This is a genomic window from Streptomyces albicerus (genome assembly GCF_008905045.1).
Classification (GTDB): domain Bacteria; phylum Actinomycetota; class Actinomycetes; order Streptomycetales; family Streptomycetaceae; genus Streptomyces; species Streptomyces albicerus.
Map to the genome: position 1 here is coordinate 1 of NZ_VWMY01000105.1, position 26,752 is coordinate 26,752.

27 protein-coding genes and 1 pseudogene are annotated in these 26,752 nt (G+C 69.8%); 14 read left to right on the plus strand and 14 right to left on the minus strand.

Going from position 1 to position 26,752, the window contains the following annotated elements:
- Nucleotides 1-298: 298 nt before the first annotated feature.
- From GAS53_RS49760 to GAS53_RS49790, 6 genes are all read right to left on the minus strand, one after another.
- Nucleotides 299-523 carry a CDGSH iron-sulfur domain-containing protein gene (locus tag GAS53_RS49760; protein WP_151484419.1) on the minus strand — a complete coding sequence of 75 codons (225 nt, stop codon included), beginning with the start codon at nucleotides 521-523 and terminating at the stop codon, nucleotides 299-301.
- Between the two features lie 56 nt (nucleotides 524-579).
- Nucleotides 580-1,581 (minus strand): iron-containing redox enzyme family protein, encoded by a 1,002-nt coding sequence (locus tag GAS53_RS49765; protein WP_151484420.1) that lies wholly within the window; start codon nucleotides 1,579-1,581, stop codon nucleotides 580-582.
- A 289-nt stretch (nucleotides 1,582-1,870) separates the two neighbouring features.
- Nucleotides 1,871-2,239: a VOC family protein gene (locus tag GAS53_RS49775; RefSeq protein ID WP_151484421.1), complete on the minus strand. Its 369-nt coding sequence runs from the start codon at nucleotides 2,237-2,239 to the stop codon at nucleotides 1,871-1,873.
- Between the two features lie 36 nt (nucleotides 2,240-2,275).
- On the minus strand, nucleotides 2,276-2,632 hold the full coding sequence (locus GAS53_RS49780; RefSeq protein ID WP_151484422.1) for a hypothetical protein: 357 nt from the start codon (nucleotides 2,630-2,632) through the stop codon (nucleotides 2,276-2,278).
- Between the two features lie 42 nt (nucleotides 2,633-2,674).
- Nucleotides 2,675-3,043, minus strand: a complete 369-nt coding sequence (locus tag GAS53_RS49785; protein WP_151484423.1) for a DUF6479 family protein — start codon at nucleotides 3,041-3,043, stop codon at nucleotides 2,675-2,677.
- Between the two features lie 239 nt (nucleotides 3,044-3,282).
- Entirely contained in the window at nucleotides 3,283-3,453 is a 171-nt protein-coding gene (locus tag GAS53_RS49790) for a hydrophobic protein (protein ID WP_151484424.1), read from the minus strand.
- 351 nt (nucleotides 3,454-3,804) lie between these two features.
- Between GAS53_RS49790 and GAS53_RS49795 the strand changes: the two genes are divergently transcribed.
- A complete protein-coding gene (locus tag GAS53_RS49795) occupies nucleotides 3,805-4,671 on the plus strand; it encodes an RNA polymerase sigma factor SigF (RefSeq protein WP_151484425.1) in 867 nt (288 codons plus the stop codon).
- Nucleotides 4,672-4,860: 189 nt separating this feature from the next.
- Here the strand turns inward: GAS53_RS49795 and GAS53_RS49800 are convergent, their stop codons facing one another.
- A complete protein-coding gene (locus tag GAS53_RS49800; RefSeq protein WP_151484427.1) occupies nucleotides 4,861-5,238 on the minus strand; it encodes an ANTAR domain-containing protein in 378 nt (125 codons plus the stop codon).
- 244 nt (nucleotides 5,239-5,482) lie between these two features.
- Here GAS53_RS49800 and GAS53_RS49805 point away from each other — a divergent pair, with 244 nt between their 5' ends.
- The 3 genes and pseudogenes from GAS53_RS49805 to GAS53_RS58195 all read left to right on the plus strand — a co-directional run.
- The gene (locus GAS53_RS49805; protein ID WP_151484428.1) at nucleotides 5,483-5,656 is read left to right on the plus strand and encodes a CsbD family protein; all 174 of its coding nucleotides are present in this window, start codon (nucleotides 5,483-5,485) and stop codon (nucleotides 5,654-5,656) included.
- A 227-nt stretch (nucleotides 5,657-5,883) separates the two neighbouring features.
- Nucleotides 5,884-6,570 (plus strand): HemK2/MTQ2 family protein methyltransferase, encoded by a 687-nt coding sequence (locus GAS53_RS49810; RefSeq protein ID WP_151484430.1) that lies wholly within the window; start codon nucleotides 5,884-5,886, stop codon nucleotides 6,568-6,570.
- A gap of 64 nt (nucleotides 6,571-6,634) precedes the next feature.
- Nucleotides 6,635-6,862, plus strand: a pseudogene (locus GAS53_RS58195) (Orn/Lys/Arg family decarboxylase); the annotation flags it as partial.
- Nucleotides 6,863-6,998: 136 nt separating this feature from the next.
- On the opposite strand, the gene ligD reads toward GAS53_RS58195, so the two are convergent.
- Together ligD and GAS53_RS49825 are read right to left on the minus strand one after the other, a co-directional pair.
- Entirely contained in the window at nucleotides 6,999-8,009 is a 1,011-nt protein-coding gene (gene ligD / locus GAS53_RS49820; protein WP_151484432.1) for a non-homologous end-joining DNA ligase, read from the minus strand.
- 6 nt (nucleotides 8,010-8,015) lie between these two features.
- Entirely contained in the window at nucleotides 8,016-8,615 is a 600-nt protein-coding gene (locus GAS53_RS49825) for a DNA polymerase ligase N-terminal domain-containing protein (protein ID WP_151484434.1), read from the minus strand.
- Nucleotides 8,616-8,934: 319 nt separating this feature from the next.
- Between GAS53_RS49825 and GAS53_RS49830 the strand changes: the two genes are divergently transcribed.
- From GAS53_RS49830 to GAS53_RS49850, 5 genes are all read left to right on the plus strand, one after another.
- The gene (locus tag GAS53_RS49830) at nucleotides 8,935-10,122 is read left to right on the plus strand and encodes an ROK family protein (protein WP_151484435.1); all 1,188 of its coding nucleotides are present in this window, start codon (nucleotides 8,935-8,937) and stop codon (nucleotides 10,120-10,122) included.
- Nucleotides 10,123-10,239: 117 nt separating this feature from the next.
- Nucleotides 10,240-12,081, plus strand: coding sequence for an alpha-galactosidase D (locus GAS53_RS49835; protein WP_151484437.1), 1,842 nt, complete (start codon nucleotides 10,240-10,242; stop codon nucleotides 12,079-12,081).
- A gap of 30 nt (nucleotides 12,082-12,111) precedes the next feature.
- Entirely contained in the window at nucleotides 12,112-14,487 is a 2,376-nt protein-coding gene (locus tag GAS53_RS49840) for a glycosyl hydrolase family 95 catalytic domain-containing protein (RefSeq protein WP_151484438.1), read from the plus strand.
- Nucleotides 14,484-15,734 (plus strand): SGNH/GDSL hydrolase family protein, encoded by a 1,251-nt coding sequence (locus tag GAS53_RS49845; protein ID WP_151484439.1) that lies wholly within the window; start codon nucleotides 14,484-14,486, stop codon nucleotides 15,732-15,734. Before GAS53_RS49840 ends, GAS53_RS49845 begins: the two co-directional genes overlap by 4 nt.
- A 233-nt stretch (nucleotides 15,735-15,967) precedes the next feature.
- Nucleotides 15,968-16,825 carry a universal stress protein gene (locus GAS53_RS49850; protein ID WP_151484440.1) on the plus strand — a complete coding sequence of 286 codons (858 nt, stop codon included), beginning with the start codon at nucleotides 15,968-15,970 and terminating at the stop codon, nucleotides 16,823-16,825.
- Between the two features lie 9 nt (nucleotides 16,826-16,834).
- Here the strand turns inward: GAS53_RS49850 and GAS53_RS49855 are convergent, their stop codons facing one another.
- The 3 genes from GAS53_RS49855 to GAS53_RS49865 all read right to left on the minus strand — a co-directional run bounded on the left by GAS53_RS49855 (nucleotide 16,835) and on the right by GAS53_RS49865 (nucleotide 20,245).
- Nucleotides 16,835-18,085 carry a DUF4032 domain-containing protein gene (locus tag GAS53_RS49855; RefSeq protein WP_151484441.1) on the minus strand — a complete coding sequence of 417 codons (1,251 nt, stop codon included), beginning with the start codon at nucleotides 18,083-18,085 and terminating at the stop codon, nucleotides 16,835-16,837.
- A 124-nt stretch (nucleotides 18,086-18,209) separates the two neighbouring features.
- Nucleotides 18,210-19,841, minus strand: a complete 1,632-nt coding sequence (locus GAS53_RS49860) for a solute symporter family protein (protein ID WP_225859608.1) — start codon at nucleotides 19,839-19,841, stop codon at nucleotides 18,210-18,212.
- Nucleotides 19,835-20,245 (minus strand): DUF485 domain-containing protein, encoded by a 411-nt coding sequence (locus GAS53_RS49865; RefSeq protein WP_151484442.1) that lies wholly within the window; start codon nucleotides 20,243-20,245, stop codon nucleotides 19,835-19,837. Before GAS53_RS49865 ends, GAS53_RS49860 begins: the two co-directional genes overlap by 7 nt.
- Before the next feature lie 522 nt (nucleotides 20,246-20,767).
- On the opposite strand from GAS53_RS49865, the gene GAS53_RS49870 reads away from it, so the two are divergent.
- On the plus strand, nucleotides 20,768-21,301 hold the full coding sequence (locus GAS53_RS49870) for a hypothetical protein (protein ID WP_151484444.1): 534 nt from the start codon (nucleotides 20,768-20,770) through the stop codon (nucleotides 21,299-21,301).
- Between the two features lie 17 nt (nucleotides 21,302-21,318).
- Here the strand turns inward: GAS53_RS49870 and GAS53_RS49875 are convergent, their stop codons facing one another.
- A complete protein-coding gene (locus GAS53_RS49875; RefSeq protein ID WP_151484445.1) occupies nucleotides 21,319-22,236 on the minus strand; it encodes a LysR family transcriptional regulator ArgP in 918 nt (305 codons plus the stop codon).
- Between the two features lie 66 nt (nucleotides 22,237-22,302).
- On the opposite strand from GAS53_RS49875, the gene GAS53_RS49880 reads away from it, so the two are divergent.
- Nucleotides 22,303-22,914 (plus strand): LysE/ArgO family amino acid transporter, encoded by a 612-nt coding sequence (locus GAS53_RS49880; RefSeq protein WP_151484446.1) that lies wholly within the window; start codon nucleotides 22,303-22,305, stop codon nucleotides 22,912-22,914.
- On the opposite strand, the gene GAS53_RS49885 is transcribed toward GAS53_RS49880, so the two are convergent.
- Entirely contained in the window at nucleotides 22,814-23,851 is a 1,038-nt protein-coding gene (locus GAS53_RS49885; protein WP_151484448.1) for a DMT family transporter, read from the minus strand. The two genes, GAS53_RS49880 and GAS53_RS49885, sit on opposite strands and share 101 nt — an antisense overlap.
- A gap of 93 nt (nucleotides 23,852-23,944) precedes the next feature.
- On the opposite strand from GAS53_RS49885, the gene GAS53_RS49890 reads away from it, so the two are divergent.
- The 3 genes from GAS53_RS49890 to GAS53_RS49900 all read left to right on the plus strand — a co-directional run bounded on the left by GAS53_RS49890 (nucleotide 23,945) and on the right by GAS53_RS49900 (nucleotide 26,570).
- Nucleotides 23,945-24,550, plus strand: a complete 606-nt coding sequence (locus tag GAS53_RS49890) for a TetR/AcrR family transcriptional regulator (protein WP_151484450.1) — start codon at nucleotides 23,945-23,947, stop codon at nucleotides 24,548-24,550.
- 101 nt (nucleotides 24,551-24,651) lie between these two features.
- On the plus strand, nucleotides 24,652-26,007 hold the full coding sequence (locus tag GAS53_RS49895; protein WP_404829433.1) for an MFS transporter: 1,356 nt from the start codon (nucleotides 24,652-24,654) through the stop codon (nucleotides 26,005-26,007).
- Between the two features lie 200 nt (nucleotides 26,008-26,207).
- Entirely contained in the window at nucleotides 26,208-26,570 is a 363-nt protein-coding gene (locus GAS53_RS49900) for a DUF4180 domain-containing protein (RefSeq protein ID WP_151484453.1), read from the plus strand.
- Nucleotides 26,571-26,752: the final 182 nt, after the last annotated feature.

Sequence of the window (26,752 nt, forward strand, 5' to 3'; positions counted from 1 at the left end):
AGCCGTTCATCTGGACCAAGACAGCCGAAGAGATCCTCGACTCCCTCGCCCGCTTCTACCGACGGATCTCTGGCGCAGGACACTAGGGCCTGTCTGACAATTCCCGTCGTCGCCCGGAGGGCGGCCGCGCGGCGTCAGGTGCGTGCTCTGGGGGTCCCCCCCGGCCGGAGGCTGGGGGAGTGCCGGGCGCAGACCCTCGTACTGGACGTACTCGGGTCTGTGCCCGGTGCGGCGAGAGTGCGTGCATGGCGCCGCGAGGCAGACGGGAGTTGTCAGACAGGCCCTAGCCGCTCGCGCCTCAGCGGTCGGCGTCGGGGCACGCGGCCCGGGCGTGGCGGCGATGACTGGTGTCGCACCACGGGAAGATGCGGCTGCGCCGGCACGTGCACAGGGCCACGCAGAACCGCTCGGACGACACCGTCGTACCGTCCTCCAGAACAACTTCGACCGGCCCCTCGACGAGCAGCGGACCCTCGCGTCGGGCGATGATCCGACGCGAGCGTTCAACAGGGTTGTCCGGCATGGCAGTTCACCGCCTCTCCTTCGAAGACCTGTCCGGACGGATGTGCGCGACGCCGGTCAGACGGACGCGCGCAATGACGACTCGCCGTCCCGCCAGGCCCCCAACAGCCGGTCGGCCAGGCGGTCTTCGAGACAACTGGTGGCATCGACGCCGAACGCGATGTCGCGGTCCAGCCACGGCTCCTCCTCCAGCAGGCCCGCAACGACCTCCCGGCGCACGACCTGCTCGTGCACCGCGTCGGCCTCGACATGCTCGCGGTAGAAGTGCTCAGCGGCCGGCCCCGCGCCCGTACGCCGCATCGCGTCGGCGAGACGCCTCGAACCGGGGGACGACGTGGTCTCCACCGCGGCGAAGTGCCCCACCAACGCGCCGCGCAGCGCGCGATGCAGACCGAAGAGGGACATCAGGTTGACGACGGCCAGGGCCTCGGCGCCGCTCTCGTGGAGATACCGCCCGTACGTCGGATCGAGGTCCAGGTCGGCCATGAGGTCGGCGAACAGCCGGGCATGCACGCGCTCGGCGCGCCCCGCCCCGAACTCGTCGAACTCCACCGCCGCCATCCCCGCCTTGGCGCGCCCCCACAGACGCGGCAGGACCCAGGCGTGCGGATCGGCCTCCTTGAGGTGGTAGACCGAGCGCTGCGCTACGTACTCCCGCAGCTGCCACAACTCGCCCTCGTCCCGCAGGAAACGGGTGACGCCCCGGCCGTCCGCGGGTTCCACCAGCAACTCGTCGAGCGCGTCGTCCGCGTGCTCGTGCCGGGTCGCCTCGGCACGCAGAGCCGCCAGGAACGGCTGCTCCAGCGCCGCCCGGACCCTGAGGAGCTCCGGGTCCCATTCGAGGGCCGCGTCGACGCCTGCGAAGCCCCGGTAGTGCAACTCGTAGCAGAGGTAGAGAGCGAGCTGCAGATCGTCGCCGAAAGGCGCGGCGTCGGCGATCGCGGCGTCGTCGGGCAGCGGTCCCGTGCCGCGCAGGTAACCGGTGAGCGCGGCGGAGAGTTCGCCGCGACCCGGCGGGAGTTCCGGCTCCGTGACCGGTCCCTTCTCTACGCCCTCCATGCGCACCGGGTACCCGTGACCGCGAACCCCTCACCTGCGCGGCATCATCCCGGAGCCGCTCCGAGGAGCCGGGCGGCGAGCGCCCGGGCGACCCCCTGCAGGCCGGCGGTCATGGCGCGGCCAGTGGGTGTGCGCCCAGGTCGGGGACGCGACGATCAGGATCTCCGAGTCCAGCAGCTTCTCGTGGACCGGCGGCCACTCGTCGCCGTCGCCGGCGTCACTGGTAACCCCTGGCCACCGGCGTCACTGGTAAGCCCTGGCCAATCGACCCACGCGGGCGCCGCCGGGATCACCCGCGGCCGGTGTCGATGACGCAGAAACGGTTCCCGTCCGGGTCCGCGAGCACGACGAAGTCCGGGTCCTCCGGATACAGGTCCCAGTCGACCCGGCGGGCGCCGAGGGACACCAGCCGCTCGACCTCGGCCGCCTGATCCGCCGCGTCCCCGGCATACAGATCCAGATGGACCCGCGGATGCTCCTGCACCGGCGTCTCACTCAGGCCGAGCGCCAGTTGGGGGCCGGTCCCTCGCGCGGGCACCAGCACCACCCAGTCGTCGGCCACCTCGTCGCGCGGGACGTAAGCGAGAGCCTCCGTCCAGAACGCGGCCGCTCGCCGCACATCCGACACACCCATCACCACGGACCCGATCCTCAGCATGGACCGAGTCAAACAGACGTCTCCAGGGCGGGCCTGTCAGGTGGTCTGGTTGCCCTTGGGCCTGCCGCGCTGGTCGGGAGTGCCGTGAGGCGGCGGGTGGGACGCCTCCGCCGCGGTGTCCGGCGACACCGTCGTCCGGCCGGCGTGCCCGGGGCGCTGCTCCGGACGTACGGCCGCGGGGTCGCCGCCCGTGGGTTCCGCGCCCGAGGCGAGTTCGTCCAGCCGGGTCCTGATCACCTGCACCACGGGTGTGCGGTCGGCATGCGCACGCTCGTACTCCAGTACTTTCTCCACCTCGTCGGCGGCGAGGGCCCGGATACGGGTCTTCAGTCCGCCCAGGGGCAGATGGTCGAAGTCGGGCAGAGGCAGTTCGTCGCGGTCGCGGTGGCTCATGTGCGTGCTCCTTGCCGTCGGGGCGCGGATGGGTGTCGCAGGTCAGGTCCGCCCGGGACCCCCGCTGCCGAAGCCTCCGCTGCTGTTCTCGTCCCACGTCGGGGGCTCCTGGTTCGCCGCGCGGCGGGACGGGCTGTTTCCGTGGCCGTGCAGCCGGTGCGGGGTCAGCCGATGCCGGCCGCGGGGCACCTCGGCGGGTTCGCGCCGTTCGCGTACCTCGCGTACGGGGCCCGAGTCGGGCAGCCGGGGCTGCTCCTCGGGGCGGGGCGGCGCGGGCTCCCGGGCGCGGATCCGGCGGCCCCACCACACGGCCCAGATCAGGGCGCCGACGATGACGACGCCCACCAGGAACGGCACCACTCCGCCCATCACCGTGCCGGAGAGGGCCAGTCGTGTCGTGTTGATGTCCATCCACGGCGAGTACCCGGCGCCGCCGACCGAAACAGAGGTCCCTACGCGCGCGGTCAGGTCCCTACACGAGGCCCTGATGCCCGTGTCAGCGTGACGTACAGCCGGCGCCTGAGGCGCAGCACGAGCGCGAGCACCCGCGGAGCGTGCGTTCGCATGTCAAGTCCCCTCTGTCCGGGGGAGGTTCGCGTGACGGCTCCCGGACAGCGCGTGTCCGGGAGCCGACTCCCAGGGGTTCTCCTTCACCACCTGTACCAACGCGACCTGCCTCCCATGGGCGTGCTGCCTCGCATCAGGAAGCCGAGCAGCCAGATGACGAGCACGGCGATAGCGATCCACCACAGCACGTCCACGGCGAATCCCGCTCCGAAGAGAATCAGGATCAGTAGCAGGACCAACAGGATGGGGACCATGACCTCCACCTCCCTGGAGGGTGAGTTCCCCGAATCGCCGCTTCATACCTGCACGGATCCATACCCGTAGGGGGAATTCAGCAGAACAATTCTGGGCGGCGGAATTCACGCACTCCCTTGGGTCCGTCACGCTGCACGACCATTCGATTGCCGGGCGTCACGACATTGCGTCGGGATTCACGAAATCGTTTGGAGATGTCCGAGTGCGGGAAATTGATGGACAAGTGCTTCGGACAGGAGGCACGTCCGTGGGAGCTGGTATGCCAGATCGCGGGTGTGTCGAGCGATCCGTGTGCGCACCTCCCATGGTGACTGTTCCGTCGGTGCCCTCTGAGGGAGATGCGACGCACCATGCAAATCACCGTCAGAACGAAGCAGCACCCGCACGACGACGCCCCCGACACGGCCGCGGACTTCGAAAAACTCGCCGCGCTGCCCGAGGGGCCCGAACGCCAAGCCCTGCGTGATGAGCTGGTCCAGGCCTGGCTCCCCATGGCGAACCGCATAGCCATGGGCTACCGGGGGCGCGGCGAGTCCGTCGAGGACCTGAGCCAGGTCGCGGCGCTCGGCCTCGTCAAGGCCGTCGACCGCTACGACCCCGGGCGCGGCAACGCCTTCGAGAGCTATGCCATCCCGACCATCACCGGTGAGATCAAACGCCACTTCCGCGACCACATGTGGGTCCTCCACGTGCCACGGCGGGTCCAGGACCTGCGCAACCGGGTCCGCACCGCGGTGAAGGACCTGTCCCAGACCACGCCGGGCCACCGGCCCACCGTCTCCGAGATCGCCGCGTACACGCGGATGAGCGAGGACGACGTACGCGCCGGATTCGAGGCTCTCGACAGTTTCACCGCCCTCTCCCTGGACGCCGAGCTGCCGGGCAGCGACGACGGTTACGCGCTCGGGGACGCCCTGGGGGAGCCCGACACCGGGTTCGACCTGGTCGTCGACCGGGAGGCCGTGAAGCCCTGCCTGGCCGCGCTCCCCGAACGCGAACGCACCATCCTCTACCTGCGCTTCTTCGGAGGCATGACCCAGAGCCGCATCGCACAGCAGCTCGGCATCTCGCAGATGCATGTGTCACGGCTGCTCAGCGGTTGCTGCGCCAAGGTGCGCGATGAGGCCCTCGCCGAATCCGAACCCGAATCCGAACCTGAACTCGAACCCGAAGGCGCGCGGCAACCCGACCCTGCACGTCAACCCGAACCCGTGTGACCCCACCGCCGATCCGTGCGCCCCGGCCCGTGGCGGGCTCCCAGGCCCTGACAGACTCAGCCGCCCGTCACGGGTCGTCCCGGATCGGGCGGCGGAGCGGCGAGCTCACTGCCGAACCCTCCCGGGAGCGGTTTGCCAGTGGCCGCCACTCTCCGAACTAACCAGCGCGGGCCGAACAAAACACCCTCATCACGGCGGCGGAGAATCTTCCGGAAGCAATGTGGGGCCGTATCTGTCGAGCGTTTCTTCCAACGTGGCTCGGATATCCGGTGGGAGATCTCCTTTCTGCCCCCAGATAATGATCAATTCCGCGACATTCCGCAGTTTGATGTTCGTGTGCTGGGACACTTCCCGCAGCACGGACCACCCGTCGTCGGGCGTCACCCGACCGAGTGCCACCATCATGCCGATCGCCTGGTCCACGACGGCATGGGAGGTGACGGCCTCTTTCAACTGGCCGATCTCCTCCTGCAATTCGACGATCCGGGGCGTGTTCTCGTCGGGCGCGGGCTGCTCCCGAGGGCCGCCGCCCGGCTCGTCGGCTCCCGAACCGGCGTCTGAGGTCATTCGTCCCCTCCGGGGTCGGAGCACTGGCTTGGATTGGCGCGTCGTCCTCGACGCGACTACAAGATCTGACGCGACTACCTGGTCCCAGTCCATCGTCGCCACTCGACCGGACGTATGCCAGCGCGAGGGCGACCATGCCCTCCGGTCGTTGCACATAGCGATGGATCACTCACGGATTGCGAAGGGCGGGTGCCGGGCGCAGGGTGGATACGCCAGTCCAACCCTCATCGAAGGACGGAAAACCATGGGTAAGGCAAAGGGCAAGGCCAAGCAGATGAAGGGCAAGATGAAGGAAACCACCGGCAAGGCCGTGGACGACAGGTCCATGGAGACCGAGGGCCGGGGCGAGCAGATGACGGGCAAGGCGCAGGAACTCGCGGCGAAGGCCTCCGAGCGCATCAAGAAGTCCGGCCGGTAAGGCGACTCGCCCGCTGGTACGCCCCTGAACGGTCGCTCCGGACTCAGCCCGCGCGTCGATTCGGGGGCGTCCTGCGTTCCGAAGATGCGGGACGTCCGTGACAGAGAGGTGTGCGGGAGGGTTCCAGGGGCACTCGGTGCCCTGAAGAGACATGCCCGGCCTGGCGATTGACGGCCGCGGACACTCACCCCCGCACCGGAGCCGGTGCCCGGACGGAGCACCCCCTCATGGCCTATCTCGTCGAACCAGTGTGCCCTCCCGCAACCCTGATGACACCACCGGGCGTCTACGCGCCACAGGCCGACACCTTCCTCCTGGCCCGGGCCCTCCACCGCGAGGCACTGACCGAGGGCATGGACGTGCTGGACCTCGGAACCGGCAACGGAACCCTCGCGATCTGCGCCGCCCGCGGGGGAGCCCGTGTCACGGCGGTCGACATCGCCTGGCGTGCCGTCCTCACCACCCGGCTGAACGCCCTGCGCTCCCGGCAGCGCCTCACGGTCCGCCGCGGCGACCTCCTCACCCCGGTCCGGGGCCAGTGCTTCGACATGGTTCTCAGCAATCCGCCGTACGTCCCCACCCCGCCCGCGCAGCCGCCGGGCGGCCGGGGTGCCGAGCGGGCCTGGAACGCCGGCCGCGACGGGCGTGCGGTCCTCGACCGCATCTGCGCCGACGTGCCGCGCGTCCTGCGTCCCGGCGGCGTACTGCTCATGGCCCAGTCGGGACTGAGCGACACCGAGAAGACACTGGACCGCCTGGCCCGCTCCGGCCTGCGGCCCACGATCAGCGACCGGACGTACATCCCCTTCGGACCCGTACTCCGTTCACGTCTTCCGTGGCTCCGGGCGTCCGGCCGGGTCGCGGCCCGCCAGGACAACGAGGAGCTGGTGATCATCCGCGCCGAGCGTGCCTGACTGCACGGCGGCGCGGCGGGTACTCGCCGCCGTATGCGCAAGACATGAGGATGGAACAGGCCGGCCCCGCGACGCCTACTTCGGTCCCGCGGAGGCCGTTCCCCCGGACCGGGCCGCCGGCCGCGTCTCGGCCGAGATGATCACGCCGTACCCGCCCGGTATCCCGGCCGTCCTGCCCGGCGAACGGCTCACCGAGCCCGTTCTGCACTACCTGCGGACGGGGCTGCAGGGCGGCATGAATCTGCCGGACGCGTCCGACCCGGAGCTGAGGACGATCCGCGTCCGCAGGTGAGCGATCAGAGCGATCAGTCAGCGATCGGTCAGAAGGCCGCTACGTGAGCATTGCGGCAGCGGGCCGCTGCGTGAACGTCGGGAAGTGGGCCGCTCGACGTGAGCAATCAGGAAGTGGGCCCGCTCGACGTAAGCGATCAGGCGGTGGGCTGCTCGCGGGCGATGTCGCGTGCCGCCTTGTCGTCGCGCAGTCCGAGGTATCGCGGATGCCGCAGCATGCCGTCCCGGGTCCACTCGGTGAACGCGATCTGCGCGACCAGTGTCGGCTCCACCCAGCGCGGGCCCGCCTCACGTACCCGGTCGCTGAACGGCGAGGCGGAGACCCGGAGTTCGTCGAGGTGCTCGCGCAGGGCGAGGAGCGTACGGCGGTCGAAGCCCGTGCCCACCTTGCCCGCGTACCGCAGCCTGTCCCCTTCGTAGTAGCCGAGCAGCAGCGCGCCGAACCCGGTGCGGCTGCCGCCCGGTTCGGTGAATCCGCCGACGACGAACTCCTGCCCCCGTGAGCACTTCAGCTTGAGCCAGTCGGTCGAACGGCGGGGCTGGTAAAGGCTCTTGGCCCGCTTCGCGATCAGGCCCTCCCAGCCTCGGGCACAGGCATCGGCCAGCAGCTCGGCGCCGCCCTCGTTGCGATGAGTCGACATGCGCAGCGGCGCGCGGTAGGTCAGGGCACGCCGCAGCAGTGATTTGCGCGCACGCAACGGAAGCCGTGTCGTGTCCGCGCCCTCCAGCCGGAGCAGATCGAACAGGTAGTACGTCACGGCGACCCCGCTCGCCTCGACGTCCCGGGGCCGGGTGAGCCCCATGCGCTGCTGGAGGCGGGCGAAGTCAGTGCGGCCGTGCGAGAACGCGACGATCTCGCCGTCGACGGTGAAGTCCGTGCACGACTGCGCGGCGAGCGCGTCGACGATCTCCGGGTAGGTGTCGTTGAGGCGGTTGCCGGTCCGGGAGAGCAGCACGGTCCGCCCGCTCTCCCGGACCGCCAGGGCGCGGACGCCGTCCAGTTTCCGCTCGAATAGCCACTCGCCCGGGAAGTCGCGTTGGTCGCTCAGGGTGGCGAGCATCGGCCGGGAGGCCAGTTCCACGCCCTGAGGCGCATCACGGAGCAGCCGTCTATGGTGTGCGGGCAGTGAGCCCAGGAGATCGGTCATCGCCGCTCACCCCTGTCCGGCGACCTGTCGCAGGGTGCGGCCGCTGCGCACCGAGCGGGCGCGGCGTGGATCGGGCGTCCCCCGGTCGCCTGACCTGGCCCGCTCGTCGTCGGTCTTCACCAGGAGCCACGCCTCGTCCTTGCCCTCACGGAAACGGGTCAGGGCGTATCCGCCGTGCAGCTTGGAGCCGTCCAGCCAGAACGTGGCATGACCGCGCTCCAACGACTCGCCGAAGGGCACGGGCCGCCCACGCCGGTCATGGCTCAGGGGCCGGTAGGTGCCGTGGTCCCAGACGATGACGGTGCCGCCGCCGTACTCGCCCTCCGGGATCACGCCCTCGAACTCCTCGTACTCGAGCGGATGGTCCTCGGTGGGCATGGCGAGCCGCTTGTCGTGCGGATCGGCCGACGGTCCCTTCGGGATCGACCAGGACTTCAGTACGTTGTCGACCTGGAGCCGGAAGTCGAAGTGCATCGTGCTCGCGTCATGGATCTGCACGACGAAGCGCGGCTCGTCACCATGGGATCCGTCCCGGCCCCGCGGCTCCGCGGTCCTGTCGAAGTCACGCTTGCCGCGGTAGGCCCGCAGCGCGCTCTTGTCCGCCATGCCCGCTCCTTCCTCGACTCACGGCGCAGGCCGTACGGAGATCCCGAGTACCCCCGGGCGCCCACCCGACTCAGGCCCCGGGCGGCGTACGCGTGCACAGACCACCCCCTGGTATCAGCACGTGCCCGGCCGACCTCGTGGAGTTACCACCGTCATCTACCCGGCATGCGGCAGGGGCGGCCGCGCGCATCCTTGGTTCACGTGCCAACGCCCCAGTGGAGTCATGTATTTGTAGGTCGAGCAGGACCAACACCGGTATTTGAGAAGATTCTTGCTTCTTTCATTGACGGCGGAAAAGAACAGCCCTAGGTTCCGGGGCATGCGTTCGACTCCTCGTGCGGAGGCGTTCCCGGCCCACACGCCGGCCGCTGCCCAGATTTTCACGACCGTGCTGTCCCACGGTCCGCTCACCCGGTCGGACATGGCCGCGCGGGCCGGGCTGTCGGCGGCCGCGGTCACCAAGGCCGTCCGGCCGCTGATCGAGGCCGGATACCTCATGGAGGACGCCGACGACGAGGCGCGCCCGTCCCTGGGGCGGCCCGCCAACCCCGTGCGAGTGGACGGCGGACGGGCGCTGTTCATCGGCGTCAAAGTGACCGCCGACGAGATCATCGCCGTACTGACGGACCTGTGCTGCCGGATCCGCGTCGCCCGGCACGTACCTCTGGAGTCCCGCGAACCCAAAGCCGTGCTGGCCTCGATCGCCGCCCTCGCACAGGAACTCCTCACCGAGGCGGACGGTTTCGGCGTGCCCGTCCAGGGACTCGGCGTCGCCGTCTCCGGTGACGTGGACCGCGCGGCCGGAGCAGTGCGCTTCTCGCCCTTCCTGGAGTGGCGCGACCTTCCCCTCGGCGAACTGGTGGAGATGACGACCGGGCTGCCGGTCACCGTCGACAACGACGTCCGGGCCCTGACCGTCGCCGAGCAGTGGTTCGGCGCGGGCGTCGGCCTCTCCGACTTCGCGGTGGTGACGGTGGGCGCGGGCATCGGCTGCGGTCTCGTCGTGCACGGGAAGGTCGTCTCGGGCGCCCACGGCGTGGCCGGCGAGATCGGGCACGTGGTCATCGACCCGACGGGGCCGCCGTGCCACTGCGGAAACCGCGGCTGCGCCGAAGCCATCGCTGCGGACCCCGCCATCGTCACCGCGGTCCGCACGGCAACGGGCCTTCCGGTGGCCGACGCCGCGCAGGCCTTGGACCTGGCGCGCCAGGGCGACCCCGGCGCCCGCGAGGTCTACGCCCGGGCCGGGGACGCGATCGGCCGGGCCATCGCGACCGTCGCCAACCTCCTGGGACCCGAACGCGTGATCATCTCCGGCGAGGGCCTCGCGGCGTACGACCTGTTCGCCGAGCAGATCCGCGACGCCTTCGCCTCGTCGGCCTTCGGCACCGCCGCGCAGTGCGACCTGCTGACGCGCCCGTTGCCCTTCGACGAGTGGGCGCGCGGCGCCGCGGCCACCGCGATCCAGTCCTTCATCAGCGGTCCGACCCGAGGCGGCAAGGAATGAGCCGCTGCCCGGCTGCTTTTTGACGACACGTCAGAGGCCTGCCTTTCCAAGGAAGTTCACGACAACCACCCGCACCCGCACCCGCACACCGCCGAACTCACCACTGGAGGTCCGACCATGCGGTCATCCTCGTACGCGCCCACGGCCCCCGGCCGCCGCACCACAAGAGCCGTCCTCGTCCTGGCCCTCACCGCGGCCATGGCGGCGACCCTCCCGGCAGCACAGGCCGCCACCCCCACGGCCACCGCCACCGCCGACAGCGAGGCAGTCGCGGGCGTCGCCGGCGTCGCGGCCAAGCCGTACATGGGCTGGTCGAGTTGGAGCATGCAGTCCTCGAAGTACCCGGGGCTCAACCCCGACGGCGACTACAGCTACCTCACCGAGAAGAACGTCCTCAAGCAGGCCGATGCCCTGGCGGCCAAGCTCAAGCCGTACGGATACGAGTACGTCAACCTCGACGCCGGCTGGTGGCGCGACCAGGACTGGACACCGCAGTTCGACCAGTACGCCCGCCAGAAGGCGGACCTGGGACGTTTCCCGCGTGGCATGAAGGCGGTCGCCGACCACATCCACGGCAAGGGCCTCAAGGCGGGCATCTATCTGCCCGTCGGCCTGGAGAAGGAGGCGTACGGCGACGGGAAGATCCCCATCTGGAACGCCGACGACTGCACGACCGCCGACATCGTCCACGGCGACCTGCGCACCACCAATGGCTGGGACAGCGCCTACAAACTCGACTACTCCAATCCCTGCGCGCAGAAGTACGTCGACTCGCAGGCCCGGCTCTTCGCCGACTGGGGCTACGACTTCCTGAAACTCGACGGGGTCGGGCCGGGTTCCGGCAAGAGTGGCGACCAGTACGACAACGTTGCCGACGTCGCCGCCTGGCAGCGAGCCATCGCCGCCACCGGCCGCCCCATCCACCTGGAGATCTCCTGGTCCCTCGACATCGGCCGGGTTGCGGACTGGAAGAAGCACTCCAACGGCTGGCGCATCGACACCGACGTCGAGTGTTACTGCAACACCCTTGTCAGCTGGGAGAACTCGGTCGACGACCGCTGGGACGACGCCCCCGGCTGGACCCGCCACGCAGGGCCCGGCGGCTGGAACGACCTGGACTCCCTGGACGTCGGCAACGGCCAGATGGACGGCCTCACCAAGGCGGAACGGCAGAGCTACGCGACCCTGTGGGCCATCGCCAAGTCCCCGCTCTACACCGGCGACGACCTGACCCGCCTGGACTCCTACGGCCTGTCCCTGCTGACCAACCGTGAGGTCATCGCCCTCAACCAGGGCGGCACGCCACCCGCCCGCCCGGTCACCCCGTCCGACCCGCAGCAGGTGTGGGCGGCCAGGAACACCGACGGCAGCTACACCGTGGCCCTGTTCAACCTCGCCGACGCGCCCGCCGCAGTCACCGCCGACTGGGCGACCCTCGGCTTCACCGGCAAGGCCGCGGTACGGGACCTGTGGAACCACGAGAACCTCGGCACGTACAGGAACAAGGTGACGCAGGCGCTGCCCGCGCACGGTTCCCGCCTGTTCACCGTCACCCCGCGCGGCGGTGCGCTCGCCACGACCGGCTACGAGGCCGAGTCGTCCGCCAACACCCTCAGCGGAAACGCCTCCGTCGCCGACTGCTCTGCCTGCTCCGAAGGGCGCAAGGTCGGCAACCTCTACCTCGGCGGCACACTCCGCTTCAACGACGTGGTCGTCGACAGGGCCGGTACGTATCAGGTGAAGGTCGCCTACGTCAGCGGTGACGCCCGCTCGGTCGACGTCTCCGCGAACGGCAACGGCGCCACCCGCCACAAGCTCCCCTCCACCGGGGACTGGGGGACCGCCGAGACCGTCAGCGTGCCCGTCAGTCTCAAGGCGGGCGCCAACACGATCACGTTCGACAGCGGCTCCGGCTACGCCCCGGACATCGACCGCATCGACGTACCGAAGTCGTCCTGACCGCCGTTCTCCCCCCTCCTGGAGCGCACCATGGACAGCAGCCCGACCGAGCCCAGCAGACGAAGACTCCTCTCCCTTGCCGCGGCGGCCGGCGTCGCCACGGCCCTCGGCGGCCTGCCCGCCTTCACCGCGACCGCGGCACCACAAAGGCCCGCCAACGCACCGCTCTCGCAAGGGAGTTCGCGGGACCAGCTGTGGTGGCAGGCCCCCGCCGACGAGCACTCGATGATCGAACAGGGCCTGCCCGTCGGCAACGGCCGCCTCGGCGCCCTCGCGAGCAACGACCCGGGCCGTGAACTCCTCCTGATCACCGATGCCACGATGTGGACCGGCGGCCTCAACGACACGCTCGACGCCGACGGCCAATTCCCCTACGGACGCGAGGACTTCGGCTCCTTCACCCTGCTCGGCCGCCTCACCGTCGACATCCCCGACCACGATCTGTCCGCTGTCTCCGGCTACCGCCGCACCCTCGACCTCGCGCAGGGCCTGGTGACCACGTCGTACGTCCGCTCAGGAGTGACGTACCGGCGGCAGATCTTCGCCAGCCGCCCCGACGACGCGATCGTCCTGCACTTCACTCAGAGCGGCGGCGGCCGCTACACCGGCAGCATCGCCCTCGACGGTACCCACGGCGAGACCACCCGGCGCACTCAGTCCTTCGGCGCCGCCTTCCCGAACGGCCTGCGCTACGGCGCGGCGATGACGGCGTACGGTTCCGGCGGCAGCGTCACCGTGAACGGGCCGCGTATCGACTTCGCCGGCTGCAAGGACCTCACCGTGGTGGTGAGCGGCGGCACCAACTACGCGCCCGACGCCGTCACCCACTACCGTGACCCGTCCCTCGACCCCGAGCGGCTGGCCCGTACCAAGGTCCGCGATGCCGCGACCCACTCGGCGGACACTCTCCTGCGCACCCATGCCGCCGACCACCGCGCCCTGTTCGAGCAGTTGGAGATCTCGCTCGGTACGTCGTCCGCCGGGCAGCGCTCCCTGGACACCTGGGAGCGGATCAGGGCACGTGCCCGGGACGGTGAGCCCGATCCCGAACTGGAGGCGGCCTACCTGCAGTTCGGCCGCTATCTGATGATCTCCGGATCCCGTGGCAGTCTCCCGCTGAACCTCCAGGGACTGTGGCTGGACGGCAACGACCCGGACTGGATGGGCGATTACCACACGGACATCAACATCCAGATGAACTACTGGATGGCCGACCGCGCCGGCCTGTCCCGGTGCTTCGACGCGCTCACCGACTACTGTCTCGCCCAACTCCCGTCCTGGACGGCCCTCACCCGGTCCCTCTTCAACGACCCGCGCAACCGCTACCGCAACTCCACCGGGAAGATCGCCGGCTGGACCGTCGCCATCTCCACCAACATCCACGGCGGAAACGGCTGGTGGTGGCATCCGGCGGGCAACGCCTGGCTGTGCACCACGCTGTGGGAGCACTACGAGTTCACCCGCTCGCGCTCCCATCTGACGAGGATCTACCCGCTCCTCAAGGGCGCCTGTGAGTTCTGGGAGGCGCGGCTGATCACCACGACACTCCCCGGCTCCTCGGAGGAAGTCCTCATCGCCGACAGCGACTGGTCGCCCGAGCACGGCCCGCTCGACGCCAAGGGCATCACCTACGCGCAGGAACTGGTGTGGGCGTTGTTCGACAACTACCGTGCCGCGTCAGCGGAGTTGAAGAAGGACACCGCTTACGCGGCCACGATCGCCGGACTCCAGAAGCGGCTGTATCTGCCGAAGGTGAGCCCCAAGACGGGCTGGCTGGAGGAGTGGATGTCTCCCAACAACCTCGGCGAGACCACCCACCGGCACCTGTCCCCGCTCGTCGGACTCTTCCCGGGAGACCGCATCCGCCCCGACGCCTCCACTCCGCCGGAGATCGTCGAAGGCGCGACGGCCCTGCTCACCGCACGCGGCATGGAGAGCTTCGGCTGGGCGAACGCCTGGCGCAGCCTGTGCTGGGCCCGCCTCAAGAACGCCGACAAGGCCTACCAGCTCATCGTCAACAACCTCCGCCCGTCGACCGGCGGCGGCAACGGCACCGCCCCGAACCTCTTCGACATCTACCAAGTCGAGCAGGGCCGCGGCATCTTCCAGATCGACGCCAACTTCGGCACACCCGCGGCGATGATCGAGATGCTCCTGTACTCCCGCCCGGGCCACCTGGAACTGCTCCCGGCCCTCCCGGACGCGTGGGCGAAGTCCGGCTCCGTCACGGGAGTCGGCGCCCGGGGAGGCTTCGTCGTCGACCTGCGCTGGCGCGACGGCAAGCCGACCGAGGCACGGATCCGCAGCGTCGGCGGCCGGACGACGACGGTGGCGTACGGCGACAGGTCCCGGACGGTGACCCTGAAGCCCGGCGCGTCCGTCACCCTGCGGGACTTCGCCCGATGACGGCCCGGTCCGCCCGAGTGGGCCGTCTGATGGCCCTGTTGCTGATCGTCGCGGCGGTCCAGACGACTCCCGCCGTGGCGGCCACGCACGACACCGCGCCCGCGACGGCCCCGGCATCCGCCGACGGGCACCAAGTGATCACCTGGGGAGCGAGCGCGGACCGCATGGGTGACGCCGTCCCTGACCGGAGCTATCGCCTGGTCGTACGCACCAGCGTCGCGGGAGACGACCTGCGTATCCGGCTCTCCAACGCCTTCGGGGACCGCCCGCTGACCTTCGACAGCGTCCACGCCGGCGTCCGGCAGGAGGGCGCCGCCCTGGTCCGCGGCACCAACAGGCGCCTGACGTTCGGCGGCGCACGGTCCGTCACGATTCCCGCGGGCGCCACCGCGTACAGCGACCCGCTGCCCGGCAGACTGCCCGCCGCGACCGACCTCGCGGTCAGCTTCCACACGCGCGAGGCGGGCGGGCCGGCCACCGGCCACTCCATGGCCATGCAGACGTCGTACGCGGCCGACGGCGACCACACCGGCGAGGAGGACGCCACCCACTGGACCGACCCGATCGGCTCCTGGTTCTACCTGGACGCCGTCTCCGTGCGGACGCCGAGCACAGACACCGGCGCCGTGGTCGCGCTGGGCGATTCCATCACCGACGGTTGGCAGTCCACCGGCGATCTGAACCGCCGCTGGCCCGACTACCTCGCCCGCCGACTACGGACAACTCACTCGCCGATCAAGGGAGTTGCCAACGAGGGCATCTCCGGCAACAAGGTGCTGGCGGACGGCGCCGGGCAGAGCGCCCTCAAGCGGCTGGACCGCGATGTCCTCTCCCAGCCGGGCGTCCGCACCGTGTTCCTCTTCGAAGGCGTCAACGACATCAAGTCCCACACCGGCGTGACGGCCCAGGACCTCATCGCGGGCTACCGCGAGATCATCGCCCGCGCCCACGCGGCCGGGAAGTGCGTCGTCGGCGCCACCGTCGCGCCCTTCAAGGGCTGGTACGAATGGGACGCCGCCGCGGAGTCCGTACGCCAGGACGTCAACCAATTCATCAGGAACAGCGGCGAGTTCGACGCCGTCACCGACTTCGACCGGATCCTCCGCAGCCCCTACGACCGCGAGCGCGTCCTCCCCGTCTTCGACGGGGGTGACCATCTGCACCCCAACGACAAGGGGATGCAGGCCATGGCCGACGCCGTCGACCTCAAGAGCCTCGAGTGCGCACCGAAGGACACCGCACCCTGAGGAGTCCCATGAACCGCGTCGCTTTCTCACCGACGGGACCGCACTCGCGGCCACCGCCACGCTCCTGTCCACCCGGACGGCGACCGCCGCAAGCACCTCGGACTTCGGCGTGGGCGCCTTCCTGCTCGCGGGCACCGAACTCGCGCGCCTCACCCGCTGACGAGGTCGCCGCGCGGGTAGGTCGAGCGGCTCTGTAGCGTGGGCGCATCAACCGACGCGACGGAGGCCGCCAGATGACCCGCCCGATCACCGTGGGAGTAGACGGTTCCACCGAATCCCTGGCCGCCGTGCAGTGGGCGGCCAGGGAAGCGGTGCGCCGCGGACTGCCACTGCGTGTGGTGCACGCCTGGGAGAAGTCCGACGGTGAGGACCGGGCGACGGGCGTGCGGGAAGCGCTGGCGCAGACCGCCGGCGAGGTCACCGACCGGCACCCGGACCTGCCCGTGACAACCGATGTCCTGGACATCCCCGAGGGCGGCCCCGTCGAGGCGCTGGTCGCCGCGGCGGCGGACGCCGAGACGCTGGTGCTCGGCTCGCGCGGCCACGGCGCGATCGTCGGCTTCCTGCTCGGTTCCGTCGGCCAGCAGGTGATCGCCGAGTCCGCGCGTCCCGTCGTCCTCGTACGCGCCGACGACCGCGCCGAGTCCGAGGCGGCAGGCCGCGAGATCGTCGTCGGGCAGCAGGGCAGCCCGGACGACAGCGCGGCCTCTCTGGAGTTCGCGTTCGAGACGGCGGCGGCACGCGGCGCCGCCGTACGCGTCGTACGAGCCTGGAGCCTGCCCACCGTTTTCACCTTCAGCCCCGGTTCGCTGAAGCTCGCCGACGAGGCCGGAGGACTGGAGCAGTACGAGAAGAAGGCGCTCGCGGAGGCGCTGCGGCCCTGGGGCGAGAGGTTCCCCGACGTGCAGGTGACGCAGCACGTCGAGATGGGCAGTGCGGGCGAGGTGCTGCTCTCGATGGCCGCGCCGGCCCAGCTGCTGGTCGTCGGCCGGCGCGCCCACCGCTCCGCCGTCGGCTCACGGATCGGCTCGGTGGTCCACGCCGTCGTGCATCACGCGCCCTGCCCGGTGGCGGTCGTCCCGCCGGCCTGACGACTCGCCTCAGACCGACGGCTCGGCGGCGTCCGCCGGGGGCGTCAGCGTGTCCCGCACCTTGGGCAGGATGTTCGTGACGTAGTCCTCGACGGCCGTGTCCAGGCCGATGTCGTGCTGCGCCCGCTCGGACAGGTACCAGCGGTGTTCGAGGAGTCCGTGGTACAGCTCGGCCGCATCCATCGTGCCGCGCAGCTCCCGCGGCACGGCGCGCACGGTGGGCCGGAAGACGTCGCGCACCCACCGGTGGGCCAGCACCTCGGGGCGGGCGGCGAGCGGGTCGCCCGGCGCGTAGTCGTCCTGGGTGGCCATCCAGCTCTCCAGGTCGTTCAACAGCCGCCGCGCCTGGTTCTCCTCGGCGTCGAGGCCGGTCAGCCGCAGCAACTGGCGCTGGTGGTGTCCGGCGTCGACGACCTTCGGCACGAACGTGACGGTGTCACCGTTGGAGGAGTGGCCGATCTGCATCTCGGCGACGTCGAAGCCCAGGTCGTTCAGGCGGCGGATACGACGGTCGATGTAGTGGTGCTGGCCCGCCGGGTACACCGACGTGCGGGTCAGCTCCTGCCACAGGCTGTTGTAGCGATCGCAGATCTCCATGCCGAACTCGATCGGGTCCACTGACGGGTGGAGCGCCCCGGACGCCTCCAGGTCCAGTAGCTCCCCGCTGATGTTCACGCGCGCGAGGTCGAGGTCGTACTCGCGCTGTCCGGAGCTGAGTTGAGGTTGCAGCTCCCCGGTCTCGGCATCGACGAGATACGCGGCGTACGCCCCGGCATCACGCCGGAACAGCGTGTTGGACAGTGAGCAGTCGCCCCACGCGAACCCGGCCAGGTGGAGACGGACGAGCAGCACGGCGAGCGCGTCCATGAGCCGGTGCATGGTGGCGGGCCGCATGGTCGTCTCGAACATCGACCGGTAGGGCATCGAGCCGCCCAGATGACGGGTGATCAGCACGGATTCCAGTGGCGCGTCGTCCCCGTCGGTGCGGCCGGTGACCACGGCCAGTGGGTCCACCGACGGGATGTTCAGCCGGTCGAGACTGCGCAGCATCTCGTACTCCCGCAACGCCGGCCGCTCGGCGAGCTCCTTGACCGCCACGACCTCCGCCCCGGCGCGCGCGTACCGCACCACGTGCCGCGAGATGCCCCGCGGCAGCGGTACCAGGTAGTGCTCTGGCCATTCCTCCAGGGGCAGCTGCCAGGGCAGGTCGAGCAGGAGCGCGGGATGCTCCGGGTTGGTGGCGCTGATCTGCAATGCCATCGCTCGCTTGCCCTGCCTCACGGTCGGCCGTCATGTCGCAGGAGCATCTCCGCACCTGGACGTCCCTTTCGTCAACATGGACGTCCGTTTCGTCACGAGGTGGGAGATGCGCCCGCGTCTCGGGTCAGGCCGGCTGGTCGACCCCCAGCACCGCCCGTACCTCGAACCTCTCGTATGTCTCGGGCTCCTCCTCCTGGCGAGGGGACATGACGGTGCCCAGCCAGCCCAGCAGGAATCCGGCGGGTACGGAGACGATGCCCGGGTTCTGCAGCGGGAAGAAGGCGAAGTCCGCGTCGGGGAAGAACGAGGCGGGCTTCGAGGAGACCACGGGGGAGCAGACGACCAGCAGCACGGAGGTGAGGAGGCCGCCGTACAGGCTGAGGAGGGCCCCGCGCGCGTTGAAGCGGCGCCAGAACAGGCTGTAGACCATGGTCGGCAGGATCGCGGACGCGGCGATGGCGAAGGCGAGGAACGCCAGGGTGGCCGTGTTCGTCCCCCAGGACACGAGTGCCAGCAGCATGCCGAGGACGCCGATCACGACAGCCGACAGTCGGGCCACGGTCAGCTCCTCGCGCTGCCGCGCCTGGCCCTTGCGGATCACCTCTCCGTACAGGTCGTGAGCGAGGGAGGAGGCCGCGGCGAGGGTGAGCCCGGCGGCGACGGCCAGCAGCGTCACGAACGCCAGGCAGGAGATGAGCGCGGTGAGTACGGCGCCGCCGAGGTCCTGGGCGAGCAGCAGCACCGCCGCGTCTCCCTTGGCGTCGATGCCCGCGATCACGTCCCGGCCGACGATCGCCGTGGCGCCGAGGCCGAGCACGCCGGCCGCGAGGCACACGAAGCCGACCAGGCCCATGGCCCACAGGATGGAGCGGCGCAGCACTCGGTTGGCGCTCGGGGCCAGCAGACGCATCATCACGTGGGGGAGTGCGGCCAGTCCCAGCACGATGGCGATCTGCAGGCTGAAGAAGTCCAGCTTGCTGGCCGTACTGCCGCCGTAGCGCAGCCCGGGCTCCAGGAACCGCTGCCCGATCCCGCTGCCGGAGGCGGCCCCGCCCAGCAGGTCGTCCACATTCCAGTTGAAGCGGTGCAGCACCATGACGGCGGTCACCGAGACACCGGCGATCAGCATGACGGCCTTGACGACCTGGATGAAGGTCGCGCCGGGCATACCGCCGAGCGCGACGTACAGCACGACCAGCGTGCCGATGGCGACCACGCACAGGGTGCGGGTGGTGCTGTCCGGCTGGCCGACGAACTGCGTCAACAGGGCGACGCTGCCGACGAGTTGGGCGACGAGGTAGAGCACGGCGATGGTCAGCGTGCAGAAGGCGAGGGCCAGTCGGACGGAGCGCTGGCTGTTCGGCAGTCGCAGCGCCAGGGTGTCGCCGAGGGTGAACTTGCCGGAGTTGCGCAGGGGTTCGGCGATCAGCAGCAGCACCATCACCCAGGCGACGGCCGTACCCACGAGGTACAGCAGGCCGTCGTATCCGGTGAGTGCGACGAGGCCGGTGCTGCCCAGCAGGGTGGCGGCGGACAGATAGTCCCCGCACATCGCAAGACCGTTGCGCAGCGGCGACATGGTCCGGTTGCCGAGGTAGAACTCGGAGATCTCGTCGCCCTGCGGAGCGGTGATCAGAGCGGTGAACATGGTGACCACGACGACCGACACGAACAGGATGAAGGTCAGCTTCAGACTGAAGCCGCCGACGACACCCGCGGAGAGAGTCGCCACGCCGCCCTCGGGGAGCGTCACCATGCGCCGAACCGCCTCTGCTGCTGGGGGACGCGGGCCCGCTGCGCTTCGTCGCGGTGCATCCCCGCGCGGAGGCGGTCGGCGATCGGGTCGATCCGGCGGTCCATGTGCACGGTGTACCGCCAAGCGGTCACGGCCATCACGGCGAACTGCCCCACACCGAGCGCGAGGCCCAGCGTCACATGGCCGAACAGTGGCTGGTTGAGCACGTCGGGCAGGAAACTCGACAGCAGCACGAACAGCAGGAACCCGCCCACGGAGATCGACATCGCCACCGCTCCGAATCTGCGGTGAGCGACGCGTATGGAGCGGAAGTCGGGGTGGGAACCGATCGTGTTCCGGGGCGCGGGACCGGACGGCGTCCCGTCCGGAGGCGAACCGTAGTGCGGGCTGGAGTGTCTTGGCATACCGTGCCTTATCAATAAGAGTGCAGCTCAAGATGCATTGTTGAACGCGGCTCAAGTTAGTGGATCGCGCAGATCGGGAATCCGCCCGAAATGCCGCTGAAATCCTCATCCGGTCAACCCGGGTGGCCCCGCCGGTGGGGTATGTCGGCGCGGCCGAACGGATTGTGGCATTCAATCGATTCAACAATCAACCGTGGAAATGTGAGAGAAATGCGAGCGGAGGTATTCGGCCTGCGATCCTCGCTGCGCTGGCTCGAATGCACTGCACACCCTCTGTCGCCTCCACCGCCCGGCATCGCGCCGACGACCGGCGCCGCGGCCGGGGTCGCGGCCGCCGTCGGGGGACGTGATGTGCAGCACGCCGGGGTGACGGCCGTGACGCCTGTGCGGAGGGTTCTGGCTGGGCAGGGCTTGATCAGCGATCAAGCCGGGTAAAATCCCTGGCCAACGCCCATTCTGCTCATTTGACACCTCGTCGCGCGCACAGATAGACAGCAGCCCTCTGAGGTCGAGAGGTGAACTGTGTACGAGCCGAATGTGGTCGGGGACTGGCAGGAGTACGACGACGAGCATGCCGGCCTGCGCGTTTGCGTCCATGGCTTGGAGAAGGCGGAGCCGCCTCGCGGGCGTGATGACGCGGCCGAGGGCCTGAGCTACTTCCGATTCCGCGTAACCGTCGAAAACCGCACGACCGAGCATTTCGGCATTCATCTCGAAGACGGCCAACTCGACATTCGTATCGGAACCGACGGTGAGAGCGCCTTTCTGGACTGGCGAAACTCGCAGTTCATCGAGGGCTTCGACGTCTATCCCCTGCGCCGGGTCACCGCCGTCCTGTACGCCGCGGCCCCGGAGAACGTCCTGACCCAGGTGGACATCCAGGTCCAGCTCAAGGTCGACGACGAGTGGACCGACCGGTACCTCTGGTCGGGCGGCATCGGCCTGCACGACTCGGCCGTCGGTGTCGGAGCCCGGCACGATTCCACCGCGGACGGCCTCGCCGCCCAGGTGATCAGCTTCCTGGAGAAGGAAGCGGGACCGGGATCGTCTTCCTGAAGGGTCTCCGGCCGGGCTCAGACGCCCGTGTCGAGGGCCTCGGCGGCCGCCGTCGTGACGGCCTCGGCCACGGCCGCGAGCGCCGGGAAGTCGAGTTTCCACTGCTGCCAGAACAGCGGAATGTCGATCTTCCAGTCCGGCGCGAGATTGACGAGCCGCCCGGCGTCCAGCAGGGGTGCCGCCTGCACTTCGGGCGCCATGCCCCAGCCCATTCCCGCGACGACGGCATCGACGAAGCCCTCCGACGTCGGCACGAAATGCCGCAGTGAACTCGCGCTGTGCCGGCTGCGCCTGAGCTTGCGGACGAACGCGTCCTGGAGATCGTCCCGCCGGTCGAAGGCCACGACAGGCGCATCGGCGATGACGTCCCGCAAGGGCGTATCGGGCCACCCGGCGAACCATCGCGCGGCGAAACCTGGGCTGGCCACCGGCACGTACCGCATACGGCCAAGACTGCGGACGGAACAACCCGTCACCGGATCCGGTGACGAGGTCACGGCCGCCATCACCAGCCCCTCGCGCAGCAGCGCGGCCGTGTGGTCCTGGTCCTCGCGGCGCAGTTCGTAGGAGAGCCGCAGCTCCTCGGGTACGCGCGTGAGCGCCGGCAGGAACCAGGTCGCCAGCGAGTCGGAGTTCACCGCGATCGACAGACGTGTCGGCTCCTCGGAGCCGGACATGCCGAGCTCGGCCCGGGCGTCGCCCTCGAGCCGGGCCAGTTGGCGCGCGAAACGCACGACGACCTCGCCGGACTCGGTCGGCCGGACCGGTTTCGTACGCATCAACAGGACGCGCCCCGTGCGCTGTTCGAGCGCCTTGACCCGCTGGCTCACCGCCGACGGCGTCACATGCAGCACGGCGGCCGCGGCGTCGAACGTGCCCTCGTCCACGACGGCCAGCAGGGTACGCACCTGGTCGAGGGGAAGCTCCGTCATCACGAGTGCTAATGATACGTAAGAATCTTTAGCTGTACTCGTGGCGTCCGTCTTCCTAGCGTGAGTGCCGTGACCAGCACTCTGACCGCCGCGGCCGCCGGATTCGGCACCGGCCTCTCCCTCATCGTCGCCATCGGCGCCCAGAACGCCTTCGTCCTGCGCCAGGGCATCCGCCGGGACGCGGTGCTCGCGGTGGTGGGCATCTGCGCCCTGTCCGACGCGGTACTCATCGCGCTGGGCGTCGGAGGTGTCGGTGCGGTCGTGGTGGCCTGGCCGTCGGCGCTGACCGTGGTCGCGCTCGTCGGCGGCGTCTTTCTGATCGGCTACGGCTGCCTCGCCGTGCGCCGGATGTTCCAGCCCTCGGCGCTGCGCGTGGAAGCGGGGACCGCGGGCTCGCGGCGACGGGCCGTGCTCACCTGCCTGGCGCTGACATGGCTCAATCCGCACGTCTATCTGGACACCGTATTCCTGCTCGGCTCCATCGCGGCCGACCGCGGCCCGCTGCGCTGGACCTTCGGCCTCGGTGCCGTCCTCGCCAGCCTGGTCTGGTTCGCCGCACTCGGCTTCGGCGCCCGGCTGCTCAGCCGCTTCCTGGCCCGGCCGTCGGCGTGGCGCGTACTGGACGGTCTGGTCGCCGCGACGATGATCGCACTCGGTGCCATGCTGCTCGCCGGGGTGTGAAAGTCTCCGCATCCGTGGGCCGTTGGCCCTGGTCGTGGTCGCCGTGGTCGCAGTCGTCGTGGTGGCGGTCGGAGTGGTCTCCTCGATGGACGACGGCGACGGCCAGCAGACCGAGCGCCAGCCCCACCATCGTCTGCACGCCGAACGGTTCGCCGAACATCAGCGCGCCCCACACGGCGGTCACCGGCGCCATCAGGAACATGAGGGTATTGACCTTGGTCACCCCCGACCGCCTCAGGATGAGCCAGTACAGCCCGTATCCGCCGAAGGTGGACAGCACCACGAGCCACACCACGGCGGTCCAGAAGGAACCACTCGCCGGCGGTGCCACCGCGCCGGTCCCGGCGGCAAGTACCGTGAAAATGACGGCACTTGTGACGGCATGCACGGTCATCGACACCATCGGGTGGACTCCCGTACGCGCCCGGCGGTCCAGGAAAGTCGCCGCCACCAGGCACAACATGCCGAGGAACGGCACGAGATACGCCCACCAGGCGACGCCCGTCCCGGCCCCGGCGTCGGCCGCGGTGACGACGGCGACTCCGGTCACGCCGAGTCCGAGCCCGAGCCACTGCGTACGTGACACCGGTAGGCCGAGCAGCGGCCCGGCCAGCGCTCCGGCCACCAGCGGCTGGGTGCCGTCGATCAGGGCCGTGGTACCGCTGGAGACGCCCAGCTCGATCGCGTAATAGACCGTGAGGAGATAGCCGCTCTGCGACAGCGCTCCGACGGCGGTCTGCCGGACCAGGTCCCGCCTCGTCAGCCCGCGCCAGGACGCCCGCGTCACGGCCAGGGCGACGACGCCCAGAACGAGGGCCAGCGGCAGGAAGCGCCACATGAGAAGCGTGACCGCGGAAGCGCTGCCCGCTCCGAGCTTGGCCCCGATGAAACCGGAGCTCCAGGCCCCCACGAACGCGACCGACAACAGAATGTTCACGACACCGCACACCTCCCAGGCCGGATGACCGACATGAGGTAGACCGATCTGTATACCTGGCACCGAGTATACAGATCGGTCTACTCTGGAGGAATGAGCACCGCGAACCCGCCCCGCCGAGTACCGCTGACCCCCGGCGCCCGAAAAGCCCTGGAGGCAGCCGGGCGACTGTTCTACGAGCGCGGCATCCACGCCGTCGGTGTCGACCTCATCGCCGCCGAGGCCGGCGTCACGAAGAAGACGCTCTACGACCGGTTCGGCTCCAAGGACCAGATCGTCGTCGAGTACCTCGCCGATCGCGACGAGCGCTGGCGGGCCTTCCTCGCCCCGCGCCTCGACACGGCCCGCACCCCGCAGGACCGCGTCCTGGCGGTCTTCGAGGCCTCACGCGACTGGATGGACACGAACAGCCCCAGAGGCTGCAGCATGGTCAACGCCCATGCGGAGATCGACGATCCGTCCCACCCGGCGTACGCGATCATCACAGGCCAGAAGGAGTGGATGCTCACGCTGCTCACCGACCTCGTACGCCCCGTCGCGCCGGCCACGGCCGACTCCCTGGGCCGCACCCTGATGCTGCTCCACGAGGGCGCCCTCGTCGCCCACGGCCTGCGCATCTTCCCGGGGGCGCTCGACCACGCCCGCGAACAGGCGGCATCACTCCTGGCCACCACCGGCGGTCCCCGGCCTGCAAGTTGATCCGCCCGCATGTCCACGGATCGATCCGCCCGGCGAAGATCACCCCGCATCGGCGATAGTGAACCCCGAATCGAAAGATGTACCGAGCAACCAGGACGGGCGTGGACACGAGCAAGGGCAGTGCCGACAACAGCGCGGAACCGGAGACCGGGAGCGAGACCGAGACTGGGACCGAGCCTCCGGGGCGGACGGGCTCGGCAGGGCCGGAGAGGAGCGGCTGGCGCCGCTGGGCCATGGACACCCGGCCGCTGCGCCGCCCCGCCTACCGTCGCCTCTGGTCCTCGACCATCGTCACGGCCGTGGGCAGCCAGCTCACCGCCGTCGCCGTACCCAAGCAGATCTACGACATCACGGGATCCTCGGCCTGGGTCGGTTACGCGAGCTTCGCGGGCCTGCTGCCCCTCGTCGTCTTCGCGCTGTGGGGCGGCGCGATCGCCGACAGCATGGACCGGCGCAGACTTCTCCTCATCACGAACACCGGCATCGCCGTCACATCGCTGCTCTTCTGGATACAGGCCGTCACCGGGCTCGAATCGGTCGCCGTCCTGATGGTGCTGCTCGCCGTCCAGCAGGCGTTCTTCGGCCTCAACTCCCCGGCCCGCCAGGCCTCCATCGCCCGGCTGGTCCCCAAGGACGAACTGGCCGCTGCGAACGCGCTCGGCTCGACCGTCATGCAGACCGGCCTCGTCGCGGGACCCCTGCTCGCCGGAGCCCTCATCCCCGTCGCGGGCCTGGCAGAGCTCTACCTGATCGACGCCCTTGCCCTGTGCGCCACGGTCTGGGCGGTCTACAGGCTCCCCGCACTACCGCCCCTGACCACCATCGCGGCGACAGCCGGCCGGGCGGGGCTACGGGGGATCGCAGAGGGCTTCCGCTACATCTCACTCAACCAGGTACTGCTGCTGTCCTTCCTCGCCGACATCATCGCCATGGTCTTCGGCATGCCCCGGGCCCTGTTCCCGCAGCTCGCCGCAGAGACGTACGCCCCCTACGGCGAAGGGCTCGCGCTCGGCCTGCTGTTCGCGGCGATCCCCATCGGCGCGGTACTCGGCGGACTCCTGTCGGGCACCTTCTCCCGAGCCCGCCGACATGGACTCATGGTCATCGCCGCCGTGGTCGCCTGGGGAGTGGCCATCACCGGCTTCGGTCTGAGTGCCAACCTGTGGGTGGCCGTGGTCTTCCTCGCCGCGGCCGGAGTCGCCGACATGGTCTCGATGGTCTTCCGCGGAGCCATCCTGCTCTCGGCCGTCACCGACGAGCTGCGCGGCCGTATGCAAGGAGTCTTCACCGTGGTCGTCGCGGGCGGCCCGCGCCTGGCCGACGTGTTGCACGGCACGGCCGGTTCCGCGCTGGGCGCCCGCACGGCGGTCGTGGGCGGCGGCCTGCTGGTCGTCCTCACCATGCTGGTGCTGGCCGCGACGATGCCTGCGCTGCGCCGCTACAGCGGGAGCGCCTGAGCGCTTCGCTGGATGTCCGGTGCATCGTCTGCGGGCGCATCGTGGCTGGTCGCGCCCACGCGGCGGAGCCGCATATCGATACAGCCCCGCGCCTCTTCAGGGCGCTGCCGTACCGCACCGGACTTCACCGAGACCGCTTAGGGAACCCGCCCAAGAATTGTGTCGACCCGGGTGCGCCCCCGGAATTAGCCTCGACCCCCATGAACACCCTGCAGACGATCAACGACGTGCCCGTTTTGATATGCGCCGACGAGGGCGATGCCATCGGCAGCGAACAGGACGCCCTCGACCTCATCGGCGATGCCGGTTACCAGGGTGCCCGCTGGGTCGTCATCCCCGCCGGACGGTTCGACGAAGCGTTCTTCCAGCTGCGTACCCGTGTCGCCGGGGACATCCTCCAGAAGTTCGTGAACTACCGCGTAGGAGTCGTCGTCCTCGGCGACATCTCCCGCCATACGGCGGCCAGTTCGACGCTGCGGGACTTCGTCCGTGAGTGCAACCGCGGCCGGCAGACGTGGTTTCTCGCGGATGTCGAGGAGCTGGGGGAGCGGCTGAAGGGCTGACGAGCAGTTCCGATCGCTGGGGCCTGGTGGGGTGGGGCGGGTTTCTTCGCCCCCGCCGCCCCTACCCGTCCCGTCCCTGGGGGCTGCGCCCCCAGACCCCCGCTATCGGCCTGGCGGCCTCGTCCTCAAACGCCGGACGGGCTGAAAATGTCAGCCCGGGCCGCGAAAATTCAGCCCCTCCG